The following is a 19297-nucleotide window of genomic DNA, read 5'->3' as shown; positions in this document are numbered from 1 at the left end:
TGTATGGAGGGAATTTCCATGCTTTTTTTACTGGAGAAGAACTTAAAAAAATTTAGGAAAACACAATTATATAAAACTTTATCAAAACCTAAAGCCAAGTATATGACTTTAGGGATTATATTTACTAGCATACTTTTTATACTAATAATGATTAGTATAGTACCAGAAAGAATTAGTGTAAGAGTAGGAGATATATCTCCTAAGGATATTAGAGCTACTAAAGACATAGTAGATGAAGTTACAACTGAAAAGTTTAAACTAGAAGCTATGGAAAAAGTAGAGCCAAAATATAGAATAGATACTTCTATACAGATAAAAGTTAAGAGTGATATCAGGAAGTTTTTTGAATTAGTAAAAAGATTATACAATGACAATGATATTAACTTATCTGATAAAGAAAAAGAAGATTCTCTTTTACAACAGGAATATGTAAAGTTATCATCTGAAGAATGTAAGCAACTACTGACAATATCTCCAGAAACTTTACTGACCCTAGAAAGCAACATTTATGAAGTAATAAATCAGATAATGGGAGTTGGAATAAAAGAAGAAGAATTAAAATATGAAAAAAATAATGTAGCTAAAACTTTTGAAAATTTTGATAACTTAACACAAGAGTCAAAGTTAATAGGTGCAAAAATAGTAAAAGATAAAATACAACCTAATAAATTTGTAGATATGGAAACTACTCAACAAAAAAGAGAAGAAGCTGCAGAAAGAGTAGATCCTGTTATTATAAAAGAGGGACAAATAATAACAGAGAGAAATAAAACAATCGACAAAACTGCTTATTCTCTTATTAAGAAAACAGGACTTTTAAAAGAAAATAAAGGAATAGACTATACCCTAATATTTGGAGCACTAATTTTAACTATACTAATAGAAACTATAATTATGGGGTATCTATACGTATTTGATAGAAAGGTGATATATAACTTTAAATTGTTGGTTATTTTAGCTATCATAATTCTACTAATAAGCATGATAGCTAAGAGTATATATGGATTGTCAGGTTATATGATTCCAATATCAAGTGCTACTATACTAATTTCTATACTAATAAATCCGAGATTATCTATATTAATAAATATTATATTATCTATAATTATTGGGATTACAACATCAAGTGAACTAAGTATTTTAATAGTTTGTTTAATATCAGGTATAGTAGGTGCATTTGCTACGGTAAATACACAACAAAGATATAATATTTTTTTAATAGGACTATTAGTTGGAACAATTAATATAATAACCATATTAGGATTCGGACTAGCTTATAGCTTGGAATTTAATGAGATATTAAGAAGAAGTATATATGGTATGACTAATGGAGTAATTAGTTCTATATTAGCAATAGGTTCATTGCCATTATGGGAAAACATATTTAATATACTAACTCCACTTAAGTTATTGGAACTTATGAATCCAAATCAACCTCTATTAAAGAGGTTGTTAATAGAAGCTCCAGGGACTTATCATCATAGTATAATTGTAGGCAATTTAAGTGAAGGAGCTGCTGAAGTTGTAGATGCTAATGCTTTAATAGCTAGGGTAGGAGCTTATTATCATGATATTGGAAAGTTAAAAAGACCATACTTTTTTAAGGAGAATCAAAAAAATGGGGAAAATCCTCATGATAAAATAAACCCTAATTTAAGTGCCTTAGTAATAACTAATCATACGAAAGATGGTATAGAGCTAGCATGTAAACATAGATTGCCAGAAGAAATAAAAGACATTATAAAGCAACATCATGGAAAAACATTGGTGGCTTATTTCTATCATAAAGCTTTAAACGAAGAAGGCTCTGAATTTGTTCAAGAAGAAAGATTTAGATATGAAGGGCCTAAACCTCAATCTAAAGAAGCTGCTATAGTAATGTTAGCGGATTCAGCAGAAGCTGCTGTCAAAGCTATGAAAGATCCTACAAAAGGAAAAATAGAGGTTCTAGTAAGAAAAATAATAAAAGATAAACTAAATGATGGACAGCTAGATGAGTGTGGACTTACTTTAGGAGACTTAAATAAAATAGCTAACTCCTTTATGAACACTTTCATGGGGATATACCATGAAAGGATCGAATATCCTAACCTTAACTTAGCAGAACTTAAAGGAGGAAACTAAATGGAAATATTAATAAATAATGAACAAGACAAAGTCAATATGCCTGAGAATATGATTGATATATTAAAAGATGTAGTATGTGAATGTTTGACTTTAGAAAACAAAGATACAAATTATGAAGTGAGTATAACTTTTGTTGATAATGATAGAATAAGAGAGCTAAATAGAGATTATAGAAATATAGATAAACCTACAGACGTATTATCATTTCCTATGTATGATGATATAAGTGAAGAAGAGATGTTCGATGTTTGTGATGAAATTAACTCTGAGCTTCTTTTAGGAGATATAGTTATATCATTAGAAACTGCATTAGTACAATCAGAGGAGTTTGGACACTCTTTAGATAGGGAAATAGCTTATTTAACAGCTCATAGTATGTTTCATTTATTAGGATATGACCATATGGAAGAAACAGAAAAATTAAAAATGCGAGAAAAAGAGAAAGAGATTATGAAAAGGTTAAAAATTTTTAGAAACTAATAAAGCTGGTGTTTGTATGAAGAATAGAAGGCTTATAGATAGTTTTAATTATGCTGTAGCAGGTATTATTAGTGCTTTAAAAACTGAAAAAAATATGAAAATACATTTTGTTGCAGCATTTTTTATTTTATTTTTAAGTTTATTTTTTAATTTTAGTAGAATTGAAATGTTAATATTATTTTTTACGATTTCCTTGGTAATAATAACAGAAATGATTAATACTGCTATAGAAAGAACTATAGATTTATATACAAAAAACTATCATCCTTTAGCTAAAATAGTTAAGGATATTTCAGCAGGAGCAGTTCTTATAGCTTCAATAAACTCTTTAATAGTGGCATACTTATTATTTTTTGATAGAATTAGTCCTTACTCATCCATATTAGTTTATAAAATAAGAAATTCACCTATACACTTAACCTTTATTAGTATTATACTAGTTATAATTTTAACTATTTCAATAAAAACAAAAAAACATTCAGGAACACCTTTTAAAGGTGGAATAGTTAGTGGACATTCTGCTATAGCATTTGCTACAGCTACTGCTATAACTTTTATGACTAAAAATACTTTGGTAACTACTCTAAGCTACTTAATGGCTTTACTTGTAGCAGAAAGTCGTATAGAAGCAAAAATACATTTTTTTTCGGAGGTATGTAGTGGGGCAATATTAGGAACACTTATTACTATACTTATATTTCAAGTTATAGGATAAATGGAGGGATAATTTTGCCTATCGATGTATATGTTAAAGGGATTGTACTAATAATATTGTTAGTATTATCAGCTATTTTTTCAGGTTCTGAGACTGCTATAACTTCTATTACTGCATCTCAAATTAGTAAACTAAGAGAAGAAAATGAAGAGCAAGCTGAGAAATTAAAAAAAATAAAGAAAAAAATAGGCGATATACTTGCAACTATTCTTATGGGAAATAATATAGTTAATATAGCGGCTACTTCTATATTGACGGAATTGAGTATAGAAATACTAGGTCCTAAAAGTTCCACGTTAATTACCACCGTTGTTATGACTATTCTTATATTAGTGTTTGGAGAAATTACTCCTAAGTCATATGCGGCACAAAATACTACTAAAGTGGCAGTTAGAGTTGCAGGACTATTAGAAGTATTAGCATATATTTTCAAGCCAGTCTTATTTGTATTAACTAAAGTAACCAACTTTATAGTAAGGCTTTTAGGAGGAAATGTTGGAACAACTAATGCATTTGTAACGGAAGAAGATATTAGATCCTTAGTAGACGTTGGGGAAGAAGAAGGGGTTCTAGAGCATGAAGAGAAAGAAATGATACAGAATATATTTGAAATAAATGATAAAGAAGTAACAGAAGTCATGGTACCTAGAATAGACATAGTAGCAGTATCTGAGGATTCAGACATTAAAGAGGCTTTAGATATTATCATAACTTATGGACATTCTAGAATACCAGTATTCAAAGAAACTATAGATAATATTGTAGGAATACTTTATGCAAAAGACTTATTACCTCACTCTTTTTCTAATATAGAAAAACTACAAGAGAAAACTATAGCTAGTATAATGAGAACTGCTTATTATATTCCTGAAACAAAAAAGATAAATCAATTGTTAAAAGAACTTCAACAAAGTCAGGTTCATATTGCAATAGTTTTAGATGAATATGGCGGTACAGAAGGTCTAGTTACTATTGAAGATATACTAGAGGAAATTGTAGGAGATATATTTGATGAGTACGATAATGAAATAGATTTAATAGAAAAAATAGATGATAATTCATATATAGTTCAGTCAGAAGTTTCCTTAGAAGAAATAAATGAATTACTTGAGTTGGATTTACCAGAAGAAGACTTTGATTCATTGGGAGGATTCATATTTAGCACATTGGGAAGAGTTCCTATACAAGGGGATATTGTAAAATATGAAGATATAACTATGAAAGTAATAAAAGTTCAAAATAGAAGAATCAAGAGTATTGAGATTAAAAGAACAGTCATATAAAAGTAAAAAAACTGGGGGGATATGACAATATGAAAAAAAGGATATTTATAATCTCTATATTACTTATTTTTACATTATTAGTTGCTTGTGGGAAACAAGGTGATTTAAATATAAAAGGAAATAAACAGACAGAAGATAATAGTAAATCAGGAACAGCCTCGCCATTGAGTGGAATATATGTAGATGAGGAAAAAATAAATAGAAGACCTGTTGCAGTCATGTTTGATAATCATCCTAGAGCAAGATGGCAAGCAGGACTAAATGAAGCTGAGATAGTATATGAATTTTTAGTAGAGCATCCTTATACAAGATACATGGGAATATATCTTATCAATGACCCTAAGCTTATTGGTCCAGTTAGAAGTGCTAGACCATACTTTATATCAACTCTTTTACAATATGATCCTTTATACGTTAGATGCGGTGGAAGTGAACAGGCAAAATCTGATGTTATAAAATATAATGTAGCTGATATAGATGGACTTGTTAGTAAATCATTTTGGAGAAGTACAAAAACTGGGAAAAAATCTCCACATAATTTATACACAAGTATGAAATCAGTAAGAGAAGAACAAAAAAGAATGGGATATAGTGATACTTCTGATTATGAAGGATTTAAGTTTAATAAAGAAGATACAAGTATAGAAGGCTCTAGTGCAAATACAGTTAAAATAATATATAATGGTGAAAACAGTACCAAATATGTGTACAATGAAGATAAAAAGGTATATGAAAGATATAAAGATGGTAAACTACACATAGATGAATCTGATAAATCAACTATTACAGCCAAAAATATAATAATACAAAAAACTACTGGTAAGACAATAGATAGTGAAGGTAGAAAAGAGATAGATGTTGTAGGCTCAGGTGATGGTATGTATATAACAGATGGTAAGGCTAAAAGAATTACTTGGGAAAAAGCATCAGTAAAAAGTAGAACAATTTACTATGATGAAAATGGTGAAGAGATATCACTTAACCCAGGTGTTACATGGATTCAAGTAACTGCATCTAATACAAATGTATCTATGGAGTAGAAGGAGATATTAAATGGATATAAAAGAGCTTATAAAAAAAGCAATAGAAGTTAGAGAAAAAGCTTATGCCCCATATTCTAATTTTAGAGTAGGGGCTGCAGTTTTAACTAAAAATGATAAAATATATACAGGGTGTAATATAGAATCTGCATCTTATACACCTACTATATGTGCAGAAAGAACAGCTATATCTAAAGCAATTTCAGAAGGAGATAAGGACTTTAAAGCTATTGCAATAGTAGGAAGTTCAGATTATACTTTTCCATGTGGAGTATGTAGACAAGTTATAAGGGAGTTTGGGAAAGATATAATAGTCATAGTTGCCAATAGCGAAGATGACTATAAGACTTTTAGCTTAGAAGAATTACTCCCACATAGTTTCGGACCAGAAGATCTAGACTAAATCTAATAAATAGGAGTGGTAAAATGGCGTATAAGTCAGGATTTGTAACTATAATAGGAAGACCAAATGTAGGGAAATCAACTTTTTTAAATAGAGTGATAGGAGAAAAAATAGCTATAATATCAGATAAACCTCAAACAACTAGAAATAAGATACAATGTGTATATACAGGAGATGACCATCAGATAGTCTTTTTAGATACACCTGGAATACATAAGCCTAAAAATAAGCTAGGACAATATATGGTAAGTGTATCAAAAGATAGTCTTAAAGAAGTAGATGTTATACTTTTATTGGTAGATGAAAGCTTAGAGATGGGACCAGGAGATAAATATATATTAGATGAAATAAAAGACATAAAAACACATAAAATATTAGCAATAAATAAAATAGATAAGCTTAAAAAAGATGAAGTTGATCAAATAGTACGTAACTATGAAGAATTTGGAGTATTTGATGAAATAGTACCAATCTCAGCTCAATTAGGTAGTGGAGTAGGCTATCTAATACAAGCGATAAAAAAACTTTTACCAGAAGGTCCTCAATACTTCCCAGAGGATATGATAACAGATCAGCCAGAAAGACTAATTATATCAGAAATAATAAGAGAGAAAGCACTACATTACTTAGAAGAAGAAATACCTCATGGAATTGCTGTAGGAATAGACATGATAAAGCAACGAGAAAATAAAGACATAGTAGATATTAATGCTACTATATATTGTGAAAGAGAGTCCCATAAAGGAATTGTAATAGGAAAAGGCGGAAGAAAGCTTAAAGGTATAGGTAAAAGTGCTAGAATCGACATAGAAAATTTACTTGGTAGTCAAATATATCTTAACTTATGGGTAAAAGTAGAAAAAAACTGGAGAGATAAAGAAAAAATAATAAAATATTTCGGATATAATTAATAATTCTACAAAAACATTTCATTCTTTGCACAAAAATAGAATAATTTGTATTGTATTAAAAATGAGATATAGACCTAGAATAATAATATGAAATAAATATTAATATAAAACAGTCTCTTACAGGAGGTAGAAAGTATGATAAAGAATGAAATGTGGAAAATGTTTGAATTGACGGGTAATATAGAAGCGTATCTTTGCTATAGAGATTGTGTTGATGATATTAAAATACACGAAAATGAAAGCAATAATTATTATAGTGTAAATCTAAGCGAGGAGTTATTTTTTCAAGGCATTTAGCTGAGGTGAAAAAATGTTAGTAAAAAGTGAAGGGGTAGTATTAAGGAACATAAATTATAGTGAGGCAGATAAAATACTTACAATATTCACTAAACAAAATGGTAAAGTTCAGGCTATAGCAAAGGGTGCTAGAAAATATAAAAATAACTTGGTAGCAAGTACCCAAACTTTTTGCTATAGCAATTTTTTAATGTATGAAGGAAAAAATTTCTATCATATAAATCAAGGAGAAGTTATAGATTCATTTTTTTCATTAAGAGAGGATTTAGAAAAACTGGCATATGCCACATATATAATAGAGCTTATTGATGCTGGAACATTAGAGGGAGAATCAAACCCAATATTATTTGATCTATTAATAAAGACTCTACAGGTTCTTACGAATATAGAAAAAGATTATAAAAATCTACTTCTAGCATTTGAATTAAAATATATAAGCTTTATTGGATATAAACCTCAACTTAAGAGATGTGTATCTTGTGAAAGTGACTTTACTAATAATATTAAGTTTAGTGTAGCTCATGGTGGAGCTTTATGTGAAAATTGTTTTAATATTGATGCAAATAGTAAAAGTATAGATTTAATAGTTTTAAATAAAATGAAAGAGTTGTTATATTTAAAACTAGACGAAATTTCAAATATAAAAATTAATAATAAAGAAGCCAATAGAATAGAATATTTATTGCTTAGATATATAACTTCTCACTTAGACAAAAAGAATTTTAAATCATTAGAATTTATAAAATCCCTAGAAGGGAAATAAAGGAGGCTATAAAATGGAAATTAGTTTAGAAAAAATAGACATGATAAGAGAAAGAACAGGAGTAAGCTATAAAACAGCGAAAGAAGTTCTTGAAAAACACAATGGAGATGTAGTTGAAGCTCTTGTGGAATTAGAAGAAAAAGGAAGTTCATGGGCTAATAATATTACTAGTAAAGGTGATGAACTTTTAGAAAGAATAAAAGAAGTATTAAAAGAAGGTAATGTTACTAAGATAACTGTAAAAAAAGATGGAGAAATAATAATGAATATACCAGTCAATGCAGGTGCAGTTGGTGTATTAATTTCTCCACTACTTGCAACTTTCGGACTTACAGCAGCTGTATTATCTAAGTGTACTATCGAAATAACAAAAAAAGATGGAGAAGTAATTAAATTAGAGGAAGTTGCAGGAAAGGCAATGGATAAAGTGAAACAGGCTGTAAAAAAAGATAACAAAGATGGTAATGAGTAGTATTGACAATATAAAAGATATCTGCTAAATTATGTACTGTAAAGTAAGAGTAAATTGAATGCTATGAGGAAAAGAGTAACTAAAATAAATTATTAAAGCGAGCTAGTGATAGTGAAAGTCTAGTATAATTTTTTTAGTGAAAGGCATTTCTGAGCATTATTATAAAGCGGACATTTTTTATGTCAAGTAGGGTGGAACCGCGGAAGTAACCTTTCGTCCCTATACGTTATGTAGGGATATTAGGTTGCTTTTTTTATTATAAAAAAAGGAGGGCATACTATGGAAAATAAAAAAACAATGGAAAAGATAGTTTCTCTTTGTAAATCAAGAGGATTTATTTTCCCTGGGTCAGATATATATGGAGGATTAGCCAACACATGGGATTATGGCCCATTAGGAGTAGAACTTAAGAATAATGTAAAAAAAGCATGGTGGAAAAAATTTATTCAAGAGTCTGTACATAACGTAGGACTAGACTCTGCTATACTAATGAATCCACAAGTTTGGGTAGCATCAGGACATATAGGAGGATTTAATGATCCACTTATGGACTGTAAAAAATGTAAATCAAGATTTAGAGCAGATCACCTTATAGAAGGTTATATGAAAGAAAACAATAAAGAGGATGTAGTTGTAGATAGCTGGTCTAATGAGCAAATGGAAGACTATATAAGAGAAAACTCAATAAAATGTCCAGAATGTGGTGAGCTAGATTATACAAACATAAGACAATTTAACTTAATGTTTAAAACATTTCAAGGTGTTACGGAAGACTCACAAGCTGAAATATATTTAAGACCTGAAACAGCTCAAGGAATATTTGTTAACTTCAAACAAATAGCAAGAACATCGAGAAAAAAGATTCCTTTTGGAATAGGTCAGATAGGTAAGTCGTTTAGAAATGAAATTACTCCTGGTAACTTTATATTTAGAACTAGAGAGTTTGAACAAATGGAGTTAGAATTTTTCTGTAAACCAGGGGAAGATTTAGAATGGTTTAAGTATTGGAAAGATTTTTGTAAAAACTGGCTACTTGACTTGAAAATAAATGAAGAGAACTTAAAATTAAGAGATCATGAAGAAGAAGAGTTATCACATTATAGTAATGCTACTACAGATATTGAATATAATTTTCCATTTGGATGGGGAGAATTATGGGGTATATCAGATAGAACTGACTTTGACTTAAAAAGACATATGGAGACATCAGGAGAGGATTTAAGCTATACTGATCCAGTTACTAATGAAAAATATGTACCTTACTGTATTGAACCATCATTAGGAGCTGATAGAGTTACTCTTGCATTCTTAACAGAAGCATATACAGAAGAAAAGCTAGAAGATGGAACTGAGAGAATTGTATTAAAACTTCATCCAGCTCTATCACCATTTAAAGCTGCAGTATTTCCTTTAACTAAAAAACTAAGTGAACCAGCTATGGAATTATATAATGAATTAACTAAAAAGTTTATGATAGACTATGATGAAGCAGGTAGTATAGGAAAAAGATATAGAAGACATGATGAAATAGGAACACCTTTCTGTATAACATTTGATTATGATTCACTAGAAGATAACTGTGTAACTATAAGAGATAGAGATACTATGGAGCAACAAAGGGTAAAGATAGAAGATTTAGAGAGAATAATAAATGAAAAAATAGAGTTTTAGTTGTATTAAGGGAGTCAAATAATATTTATTATTTGTAGACTCCCTTTTATAGATTTATTTAAATGTTTTTGATACAATAGGATTAGAAGAATATCCCAAGGAAGGGTGAGAACTATTCAGTTTACGGATAGACAAGAAAAAATAATAAATATAGTTAAAGATAATCAGCCTATAACGGGAGAAGAAATAGCCAGGAAGCTAAAGTTAACTAGAGCTACTCTTAGGCCTGACTTAGCTATACTTACTATGGTAGGTATGCTAGATGCAAGACCTAAAGTAGGATATTTATATAGTGGAAAAGAGATAGAAAGTATATTTGCACAACAGTTAAAAAGTTTGAAAGTAGCTGACATAAAGTCAGTTCCCATAGTAGTTGAAGAACAAACAACAGTATATGATGCTATAGTAACAATGTTTTTAGAAAATGTAGGTACTATATATGTTACATCAAATGGATATTTTACAGGAGTGGTTTCTAGAAAAGATTTTCTTAAGAGTGCTATAGGGGGAATAGATGTAAATAAAATACCTGTAGCAGTTATAATGACTAGAATGCCAAATATAATAACCGTTACATCAGAAGAAAGTATATTAGATGCTGCCACAAAGATAATAGAACATGAAATTGATAGTGTTCCTGTCATTGAAGAGGTAAATGAAGACGATATGAAATTATATAAAGTTATAGGGAAGATATCTAAAACGAATATTGTAAGAGTATTTGTTGACTTGTGCAAAAACATTTAGGAGGTAATAACCGTATGCAAAAAAGTACCATAGTATATGTACTATCAGATTCTATAGGAGAAACTGGTGAACAAGTAGCTAAGGCAGCTATAAGTCAATTTAATTCAGGTAGATATGAGACAAGAAGATTTCCTTATATAACAGACGAAGAACAAATAGTTGAAATACTAGATGAGGCTAAAGAAGAACGTTGTATGATAGTGTATACTCTAGTTATCGATGAACTTAGAAACTTTTTAGAGGAAAGAGCCAAAAAATATAATATTCCTACAGTAGATCTTATGACACCTATACTAGATGCACTAAAACAAGTTGTAGGATTTGAGCCAAAAAGAGAAGCTGGAATTATTAGGAAATTAGATGAAAAATATTTTAAAAAAGTAGAAGCAGTAGAATTTGCAGTTAAATATGATGATGGCAAAGATACTAGAGGAATTAAGAAGGCTGATATTGTATTATTAGGAATATCTAGAACTTCTAAAACTCCTTTAAGCATGTACTTAGCTCATAAAAATCTAAAAGTTGCAAATGTGCCTTTAGTTCCTGAGATTCCACCACCAGATGAGATATTTGAAGTGGATCCTCAAAAAATTATCGGACTTACAGCTAATCCTATAAAGCTTAATGAAATAAGACAAGAAAGACTAAAAACATTAGGACTAAGTGACAATGCAAACTATGCGAGTATAGATAGAATAATTAGAGAAATAGAGTATTCAGAAAGTTTAATGAAAAGATTAGGATGTCCAGTTATAGATGTTTCGAATAAAGCAGTAGAAGAAACAGCAGGTATAATACTTGAAATGACTAGACATAATAGTAATATAAACATATAAAAAAGAGTGTTGATATCAACACTCTTTTCATTTTAATAAAAATAGTTAAAATATTTAACACAAAAAGAATAAATATAGAGGAATATAATTGTAATTATGGTATATATATACCATAGAAAAATTTTTATATATAAAAAAATATAACTGCACAATAGTGATAAAATGTTAAGAATAATTAATATCTAAAAATTTGACAAAAAAAGAGGAAAAAGAGAGAAAAATGACGAAAACTATAAAAAAGAGATAAAATGGTTTTTGACAATATCTATAATTAGTATATACTAAATAGGTATTTATAACACAATAAAGTAAAAATTACAAGTATTTAATGTTAAGGAATATTAATATAAATAATATTTCTTAAACAATTTAGAAGGAAAAAGAAGTTTTTTGACGAATATGATAATTTGAAAAAGGTGATATATATGCCTTATCCTTATAACGATGATATTATAAGAGAGGTTAGAGAAAGTAATGATATTGTCGATATTATATCGCAATATGTACAACTAAAGAGGACAGGCTCAAACTATAAAGGTTTATGTCCTTTTCATAATGAAAAAACACCTTCATTTGTAGTATCACCTATAAAACAGATGTTTCATTGCTTTGGATGCGGAGAAGGTGGAGATGTTATAACTTTCATTATGAAATATCAAAACTTAGATTTTGTAGAATCTTTAAAAATTTTAGCAGATAGAGCAAATATAATTTTAGAAGATAAAACTAAAAATATGAATATAGAATTAGAAAAAACAAAAAATAGACTATATGAAATAAATAGAGAAGCGGCAATATATTTTTATAAAAACTTGTTCAATAATGGCAATGCTTTCAAATATCTTTTAAATAGAGGTATAAATGAAGAAACTATAAAAAAATTTGGAATAGGATATTCACCAGATAGTTGGAATGGACTTCTATACTATTTAAAAGGGAAAAACTACAGTGAAGATGAATTAGAGAAAGCAGGATTAATTATAAAACATAGAGATGGAACAAGATATTATGATAGATTCAGAAATAGAATAATGTTTCCTATAATGAGTACTAATAAAAAGGTTATAGGATTTGGAGGAAGAACAATTGATATTAACTCACAGCCTAAGTATTTAAATTCACCAGAGACACTTGTATTTTCCAAAGGAATTAATTTATATGGATTAAATATAGCAAAAGAATATATTAGAGGACAAAAAATAATTTTAGTAGAAGGATATATGGATGTAATATCTTTATATAGAAATGGAATAAACTATTGTGTAGCTTCTCTTGGAACTGCTTTGACTACAAATCAAGTTAAATTATTAAAAAGGTACAATGCACAAGTATACACATGCTATGATTGTGATGAAGCAGGTATGAAAGCAACAGATAAAGCACTTGATATACTTAAGGAGGAAGGAATAAATCCTAAAGTTATAATGCTAGGAGAAGGAATGGATCCAGATGAGTATATAAAAATTTATGGATCAAATGAATTTAAAAAAAGGATAGATAATGCCTTAAGTTATATGGATTTTAAAATTCAAAGAATAAAATTAAAGTATAATATTTCTACTACAGAAGGGAAAATTGATTTTACTAAGAATATTGCTAAGTTACTAAAGCAATTTAAAAGCCCCATAGAACTAGATGCATATATAAAAAAAGTATCAGAAGATACTAATATATCTATAGAAGCCATAAAAAAAGAAGTTTTTAATAAAGAGGATAATAGCACAGATTTAGAAGTTAAGAGCAAGTATATAAAAAGTGGTTATAGGTATAATAATAAAGAAAATATTAAACCAGTAGAGTATTTACAGGAACCAGGACATTTAATAGCTGAAAAAGAACTGCTGAAGCTTATATTAAATGATAAAAATATATACCTTAATATTAAAGATAATATTAGTCCGAGAGATTTCTTAAATTCTAGTTATAAAAAAATAGCTGAAACCGTATATAAAATATTTGAAGAAAATATTGATATAGATATTAATGAGCTTTCTAATAATTTTGATCAAATTGAGAAAAATATGCTTAACGAATTGTTTGATGAAACTACTCAAATGAATCAAAGTGAAAAAATGAAGGCAGCAGATGATTATGTTAAAAAAATTAATTATTATAAAATAAATATAAAAAGAAGTGAAATAAAAAAACAACTTAAACTATTTGAAAATAAGAAAGATAAGACAGAAGGAGATGTTGAAACATTCAAGGAGCTATGTTTAGAATTAATCAAAATAGATCAACAACTAAAGACAAACTAATATTTTTTCTTTTGAAAGGAGGGAAATGGTATCATGAGTAATTTTGATAAGCCAAAAGATAACGTTATAGGATCAGTTAAGGAATTAATAAATAAAGGGAAAAAGCAGGGAGTGCTTTCATATAAGGAAATAGTAGATACGCTAGAGGATATGGATCTAGATACAGATCAAATAGACGAAATATATCAAAACTTAGAAGATATGGGAATAGACGTAGTAGGCGATAAAGAGGCTGATGATATCTTAATACCAAAAGAAGTAGATGATGAAATAATAGATATATCAAAAGAGGATCTATCTGTTCCAAAAGGAATAAGTGTAGATGATCCTGTAAGGATGTATTTAAAAGAAATAGGCAAGGTACCATTACTAAGTGCAGAAGAAGAAACAGAGTTAGCTAAAAGAATGGAGCAAGGAGATGAAGAGGCTAAAAGAAGACTTGCAGAAGCTAACTTAAGGCTAGTAGTTAGTATAGCTAAAAGATATGTTGGTAGAGGAATGTTATTCCTTGACTTAATTCAAGAAGGAAACTTAGGACTTATTAAAGCCGTTGAAAAGTTTAATTATAGAAAAGGATTTAAATTTAGTACCTATGCTACTTGGTGGATACGTCAAGCTATAACTAGAGCCATAGCAGACCAAGCAAGAACTATAAGAATACCAGTTCATATGGTAGAAACAATAAATAAATTAATAAGAGTATCAAGACAGCTCCTACAAGACTTAGGTAGAGATCCAACTCCAGAAGAAATAGCTAAAGAAATGAATTTAGATGAAGAAAAAGTAAGAGAAATTCAAAAGATAGCTCAAGAACCAGTATCATTAGAGACTCCTATAGGAGAAGAAGAAGATAGTCATTTAGGAGACTTTATTCCAGATGATGATGCACAAGCACCAGCTGAAGCAGCTACATTTACATTATTAAAAGAACAACTTGTGGATGTTTTAGATACACTTACTCCTAGAGAACAAAAAGTGTTAAGATTAAGATTTGGATTAGATGATGGAAGAGCGAGAACTCTTGAAGAAGTGGGAAAAGAATTTGATGTAACTAGAGAAAGAATAAGACAAATAGAAGCTAAAGCACTTAGAAAATTAAGACACCCTAGTAGAAGTAAAAAGCTTAAGGATTTCTTAGAATAATAATAAATCAAAAAACCCCGATAGAGAATATAAAAACTTAAAGGATGGATCCTATATAAAATTTCCATCCTTTTTATATTAGATGTTATTATAATATTATAATTTTTTTAGCTTTCAAGCTATTAAAGTAGAAACTAAATAAAATTTATTTAATTTTAAAAATATTAAAAATCATAATATATTTAAGGAGGAGTAGATTTGAAAGCTATATTATTTGATTTAGACGGTACGTTACTTCCTATAGATGTTCAATTATTTACAGATGAATATTTTAGAATATTAACTGAAAAAGTTGGAAATGAGGAAGAAGCTAAAAAATTATGTAAAGTAATATGGGACTCTACTCAATACATGATAGATACAATTGATGAAAACAAAACAAATGAAGATTGTTTTTTCGAGCATTTTAATACTAAAATAGAAAAAGTAGAAGAAGCTACAGATATCTTAAATCATTTTTATTTAAATGAATATACAGGACTTAAAAGTATATGTAAACCAAATCCATTAGCAAGAGATATAATAAAGATTGTTAAAGATAAAGGATATGAACTTGTGATAGCTACCAATCCACTATTTCCGAAGGAAGGAATTAATAGAAGAGTAGAATGGGCAGGGTTAGATGTTGAAGATTTTAAATTAATAACGACATATGAAAATATGCATTACTGTAAACCTCATTTGAAATACTATGAAGAAATACTGAGTATCATAGATAGAAAACCAGAAGAAGTTATGATGGTTGGCAATGATGTTCAAGAAGATCTAGTTGTAAGTGAGCTAGGAATTAAAACTTTCTTATTAGAAGATTATAAGATAAGCAGAGAAGGAAAAATATATGAACCAGACTATAAGGGAAGCTACAAAGAACTCTATGAATTTGTAAAAGAACTTCCTAAGCTATAATTGTAAAATAAACACGAAGGAGAAGAAGCATGAAGCTATCACCTAGATTAAAAGCAATAGCAAGTTATGTTAAAAAAGGCGATATTGTTGCTGATATAGGAACCGATCATGGATATATACCAGTTTATTTAGTTAATAATAATATTTCAGAAAAGATAATAGCTAGTGATATTAATGAAGGACCTCTCAATAATGCTATAGAATATATAAAAAAGAATAAATTGCAAAATGAAATAGATACTAGACTAGGAGATGGATTAAATTCTATAAATCCAAATGAAGTGGATACTGTTATAATAGCAGGCATGGGAGGACTTTTAATAGCTGAAATATTAGAAGAATCAAAAGAGGTTACTAAAAGTATAAAAAATTTTATACTACAACCTATGGTAGCAGTAGATGAATTAAGAAGATATTTGTATGATAATGAATTTAAAATAATAGATGAAAAGCTAGCAAAAGAAGGGGACAAGTTATATCATATACTTTACGTACAACATGGAAAAGATGAATTAGAAAAAGAAATTTACTTTGAAGTAGGAAAAAAGCTTATTGAAAACAAGGATGAACTATTGGAAGAATTTCTTAAACTTAAAATAAATAAAATAGAAAAAATTTTAAATAACTTGCAAAATCAACATAAGGAAAAAAGTAGGAATAAGTATATAGAGTTAAAAGAAAAATACAGTCAATATATGGAGGTCCTTAAATCATTATGTTAGTTAAAGATATAATTAGTATTATGAATAGACTAGCACCCAATTATCTTATTGATAGTTGGGATAATTCAGGATTACAAATTGGTAGTATGGAAAAAGAAGTGAAAAAAGTCTTGATTTCACTAGACTTAAGTATTGATACGGTAAAAGAAGCAATTAAAAATAATATAGATATGATAATAACTCACCATCCTTTTTTCTTTAGTTCAATTAAAACAATATCTTTAGATGATATTAAAGGAAAAATAATATCAGAAATTATTAAAAATGATATAACAGTATTTAGTGCACATACCAATCTAGATATGTGTGAAGGTGGAATAAATGATATATTATCAGATAAGCTAAAACTAAGTAATACAAAACCTTTATCAAGATTTCATACAGATAAACTATATAAGATATCTGTATTTGTTCCATTAACACATAGTGATGTAGTAAGAGAAGCTTTAGGTGATAATGGGGCTGGATTCATAGGAAACTATAGTCACTGTACATTTAACACAAAAGGTGTAGGAACGTTTTTACCTAGTAGTGGAACTAATCCCTTCATAGGAAAACAAGGGGTGTTAGAAAAAGTAGAAGAAGAGAAAATAGAAACTATAGTTGATGAACATATATTGAGTAGCGTGATATCAGCTATGATAGAAGCACATCCTTATGAAGAAGTAGCATATGATGTATATCCTTTGAATAATGAAGGAGAATCCTATGGTTATGGTAGAATAGGAGAGTTAAGTGAAGAAGTTACTTTGGAGCAATTTAGTAGGACTGTAAAGGATACGTTAGAATGTGAAACTATAAGAGTTTACGGTGATATGAATAATAAAATAAGAAAGGTTGCATTGTGTGGAGGTAGCGGAAGTAGTTTTATTAAAGATTGTTATAGGAATAAGGCAGATGTATATATAACAGGAGATATAAAATATCATGATGCTCAACTAGCTTTAGAATTAGGATTATCAGTTATTGATGCAGGTCACTATGGAACAGAAAAACATGTTATAGACTATTTAAGAAAATATATAGGAGATAATATTACTGACGATATTGAAATACTAGTTCATAAAAATAGCGTAGCACCTTTTAAAACTATATAGAGTTAAAAATAATCAGGAGGGGCTTATGGGAGCGTATGGAATAGAATGTGTTAACTATGCTAAGAATTTCTTATATAAGATAAAGGCGAGTGACAATAGTAATAAGAAGGATATACTTTCAAAAAGACTTAATTTTGAAAGGGATAGAGATAGGGAAAGAAATGACTATCAAAGAGACTATGCTAGAGTTTTATATTCATCTTCATTTAGAAGACTTCAAGGAAAAATGCAATTGTTAGCAGTAAGGAACGATACATTCTATAGAAATAGGTTGACTCATAGCTTAGAAGTGTCTCAGATATCAAGAGAAATTGCTACAAAATTAAATTATGAAAGAGATGACATAGTTGTGGTAGAAGCTTGTTCATTGGCACATGATATCGGTAATCCTCCATTTGGACATTATGGAGAAAAGATATTGAATGGACTTGTAAAAGATATTGGAGGATTTGAAGGTAATGCACAATCTTTAAGAGTGCTTATGGATCTTGAAAAGAAAAAACCAAATATACCTGGACTTAATTTAACGTTAAGAACTCTTTTAGGTATAATAAAATATTTTACTACTGATACAGAGAAATACGGAAAATTTATATATAAAGATAACTATGATATTATCTTAAAAGAATGTAAGGATATAGATATATTTCCTAGAACTTTAGATGTTCAAATAATTGATTTAGCTGATGAAATTGCATATGCAGCTCATGATTTAGAAGATACATTGAGTTTAAGATTACTTAATATAGATGAACTTTTATACGAATTTAGTATATCAGAATATAAAGATTGTTATGAAAGATTTGAAAATATAGTAAGTAAAGCTAGAAATAGAGCTAAAAAAGGTAATCTATATAATTCATCTGAAGAATATACATTCTTATTTGAAAAAGAATTAACTTCTATAATAGTAAATGAACTTATAAATGATATAGACTTAGTAGTAGTTGATAAAGAATTTAGAGAAAAAACAGGTACAAACAATGAAATAGAGCTAGGATTTAAAGACCTCTGTAACCTTGCTAAGGGGTTAAAGGAGATTACTTCTAAGTGTATAAATAGAACAGATATTATAAGAATGTATGAAAATACAGGAGAAAAGGTGTTATCTGGTCTTTATGAAGTTTTTACTGATAAAATATTTAATCGTGGATATAAACTACTTCCAGTAGAATTTAGACCTAAAAGTGACTGTAGTGAAGAAGAAACAAGAAGGCTAATAGTGGACTATATATCTGGTATGATGGATAACTATGCTATATCTACTTATGAAAAATTCTTTGGAAAAGCAAATAGTGATATTAAATACTTTAAAAGATAGTGATTAAGGGAAATTGCTATCAAAAAAATTTAAATTATTAGTTGATCTAATTTATTAATATTTAAATTATAATTGCTGGATAAATTATAAATATAATTTTAGCTA

General features: G+C 28.5%; 19 protein-coding genes and 1 other annotated feature. All 19 genes read left to right on the top strand.

Annotated features, from left to right (window positions below; all coding sequences use genetic code 11):
- The first annotated feature begins 18 nt into the window (after window positions 1-18).
- Window positions 19-2124: an HD family phosphohydrolase gene (locus CLPU_RS03880; RefSeq protein WP_050354340.1), complete on the top strand. Its 2106-nt coding sequence runs from the start codon at window positions 19-21 to the stop codon at window positions 2122-2124.
- Entirely contained in the window at window positions 2125-2607 is a 483-nt protein-coding gene (gene ybeY, locus CLPU_RS03875; RefSeq protein WP_050354339.1) for an rRNA maturation RNase YbeY, read from the top strand. It abuts the gene before it with no gap.
- Between the two features lie 16 nt (window positions 2608-2623).
- Complete coding sequence (locus CLPU_RS03870; protein WP_050354338.1) at window positions 2624-3322, top strand: diacylglycerol kinase; 699 nt, start codon at window positions 2624-2626, stop codon at window positions 3320-3322.
- Between the two features lie 14 nt (window positions 3323-3336).
- Entirely contained in the window at window positions 3337-4605 is a 1269-nt protein-coding gene (locus CLPU_RS03865) for a hemolysin family protein (protein ID WP_235436096.1), read from the top strand.
- A gap of 29 nt (window positions 4606-4634) precedes the next feature.
- The gene (locus CLPU_RS03860) at window positions 4635-5645 is read left to right on the top strand and encodes a DUF3048 domain-containing protein (RefSeq protein ID WP_050354337.1); all 1011 of its coding nucleotides are present in this window, start codon (window positions 4635-4637) and stop codon (window positions 5643-5645) included.
- A gap of 13 nt (window positions 5646-5658) precedes the next feature.
- Window positions 5659-6048: a cytidine deaminase gene (locus tag CLPU_RS03855; protein WP_050354336.1), complete on the top strand. Its 390-nt coding sequence runs from the start codon at window positions 5659-5661 to the stop codon at window positions 6046-6048.
- Between the two features lie 23 nt (window positions 6049-6071).
- Window positions 6072-6959 carry a GTPase Era gene (gene era / locus CLPU_RS03850; protein WP_050354335.1) on the top strand — a complete coding sequence of 296 codons (888 nt, stop codon included), beginning with the start codon at window positions 6072-6074 and terminating at the stop codon, window positions 6957-6959.
- A gap of 135 nt (window positions 6960-7094) precedes the next feature.
- Complete coding sequence (locus tag CLPU_RS16525; RefSeq protein WP_082154060.1) at window positions 7095-7256, top strand: YqzL family protein; 162 nt, start codon at window positions 7095-7097, stop codon at window positions 7254-7256.
- A gap of 13 nt (window positions 7257-7269) precedes the next feature.
- A complete protein-coding gene (recO, locus tag CLPU_RS03845; protein ID WP_050354334.1) occupies window positions 7270-8019 on the top strand; it encodes a DNA repair protein RecO in 750 nt (249 codons plus the stop codon).
- 13 nt (window positions 8020-8032) lie between these two features.
- Window positions 8033-8491 (top strand): DUF4342 domain-containing protein, encoded by a 459-nt coding sequence (locus CLPU_RS03840; protein ID WP_050354333.1) that lies wholly within the window; start codon window positions 8033-8035, stop codon window positions 8489-8491.
- 54 nt (window positions 8492-8545) lie between these two features.
- Window positions 8546-8715 (top strand) — a binding site (T-box leader).
- Between the two features lie 55 nt (window positions 8716-8770).
- A complete protein-coding gene (locus tag CLPU_RS03835) occupies window positions 8771-10162 on the top strand; it encodes a glycine--tRNA ligase (protein WP_050354332.1) in 1392 nt (463 codons plus the stop codon).
- A gap of 105 nt (window positions 10163-10267) precedes the next feature.
- Window positions 10268-10909, top strand: coding sequence for a transcriptional regulator CcpN (ccpN, locus tag CLPU_RS03830; protein WP_050354331.1), 642 nt, complete (start codon window positions 10268-10270; stop codon window positions 10907-10909).
- 14 nt (window positions 10910-10923) lie between these two features.
- Window positions 10924-11745: a pyruvate, water dikinase regulatory protein gene (locus CLPU_RS03825; RefSeq protein WP_050354330.1), complete on the top strand. Its 822-nt coding sequence runs from the start codon at window positions 10924-10926 to the stop codon at window positions 11743-11745.
- A 425-nt stretch (window positions 11746-12170) separates the two neighbouring features.
- Complete coding sequence (gene dnaG / locus CLPU_RS03820) at window positions 12171-14003, top strand: DNA primase (protein ID WP_050354329.1); 1833 nt, start codon at window positions 12171-12173, stop codon at window positions 14001-14003.
- A 33-nt stretch (window positions 14004-14036) separates the two neighbouring features.
- Window positions 14037-15146, top strand: coding sequence for an RNA polymerase sigma factor RpoD (gene rpoD, locus CLPU_RS03815; protein ID WP_050354328.1), 1110 nt, complete (start codon window positions 14037-14039; stop codon window positions 15144-15146).
- Window positions 15147-15344: 198 nt separating this feature from the next.
- Window positions 15345-16052 carry an HAD family hydrolase gene (locus CLPU_RS03810; protein ID WP_050354327.1) on the top strand — a complete coding sequence of 236 codons (708 nt, stop codon included), beginning with the start codon at window positions 15345-15347 and terminating at the stop codon, window positions 16050-16052.
- Window positions 16053-16081: 29 nt separating this feature from the next.
- Complete coding sequence (locus tag CLPU_RS03805) at window positions 16082-16774, top strand: tRNA (adenine(22)-N(1))-methyltransferase (protein WP_050354326.1); 693 nt, start codon at window positions 16082-16084, stop codon at window positions 16772-16774.
- On the top strand, window positions 16768-17871 hold the full coding sequence (locus CLPU_RS03800; protein ID WP_050354325.1) for a Nif3-like dinuclear metal center hexameric protein: 1104 nt from the start codon (window positions 16768-16770) through the stop codon (window positions 17869-17871). Before CLPU_RS03805 ends, CLPU_RS03800 begins: the two co-directional genes overlap by 7 nt.
- A gap of 25 nt (window positions 17872-17896) precedes the next feature.
- Window positions 17897-19192, top strand: coding sequence for a deoxyguanosinetriphosphate triphosphohydrolase family protein (locus CLPU_RS03795; RefSeq protein ID WP_050354324.1), 1296 nt, complete (start codon window positions 17897-17899; stop codon window positions 19190-19192).
- Window positions 19193-19297 lie beyond the last annotated feature (105 nt).

Source organism: Gottschalkia purinilytica (genome assembly GCF_001190785.1).
Lineage (GTDB): Bacteria > Bacillota > Clostridia > Tissierellales > Gottschalkiaceae > Gottschalkia_A > Gottschalkia_A purinilytica.
The sequence above is the reverse complement of the archived record's forward strand: the minus strand, read 5'-3'. Positions and strand labels throughout refer to the sequence as shown.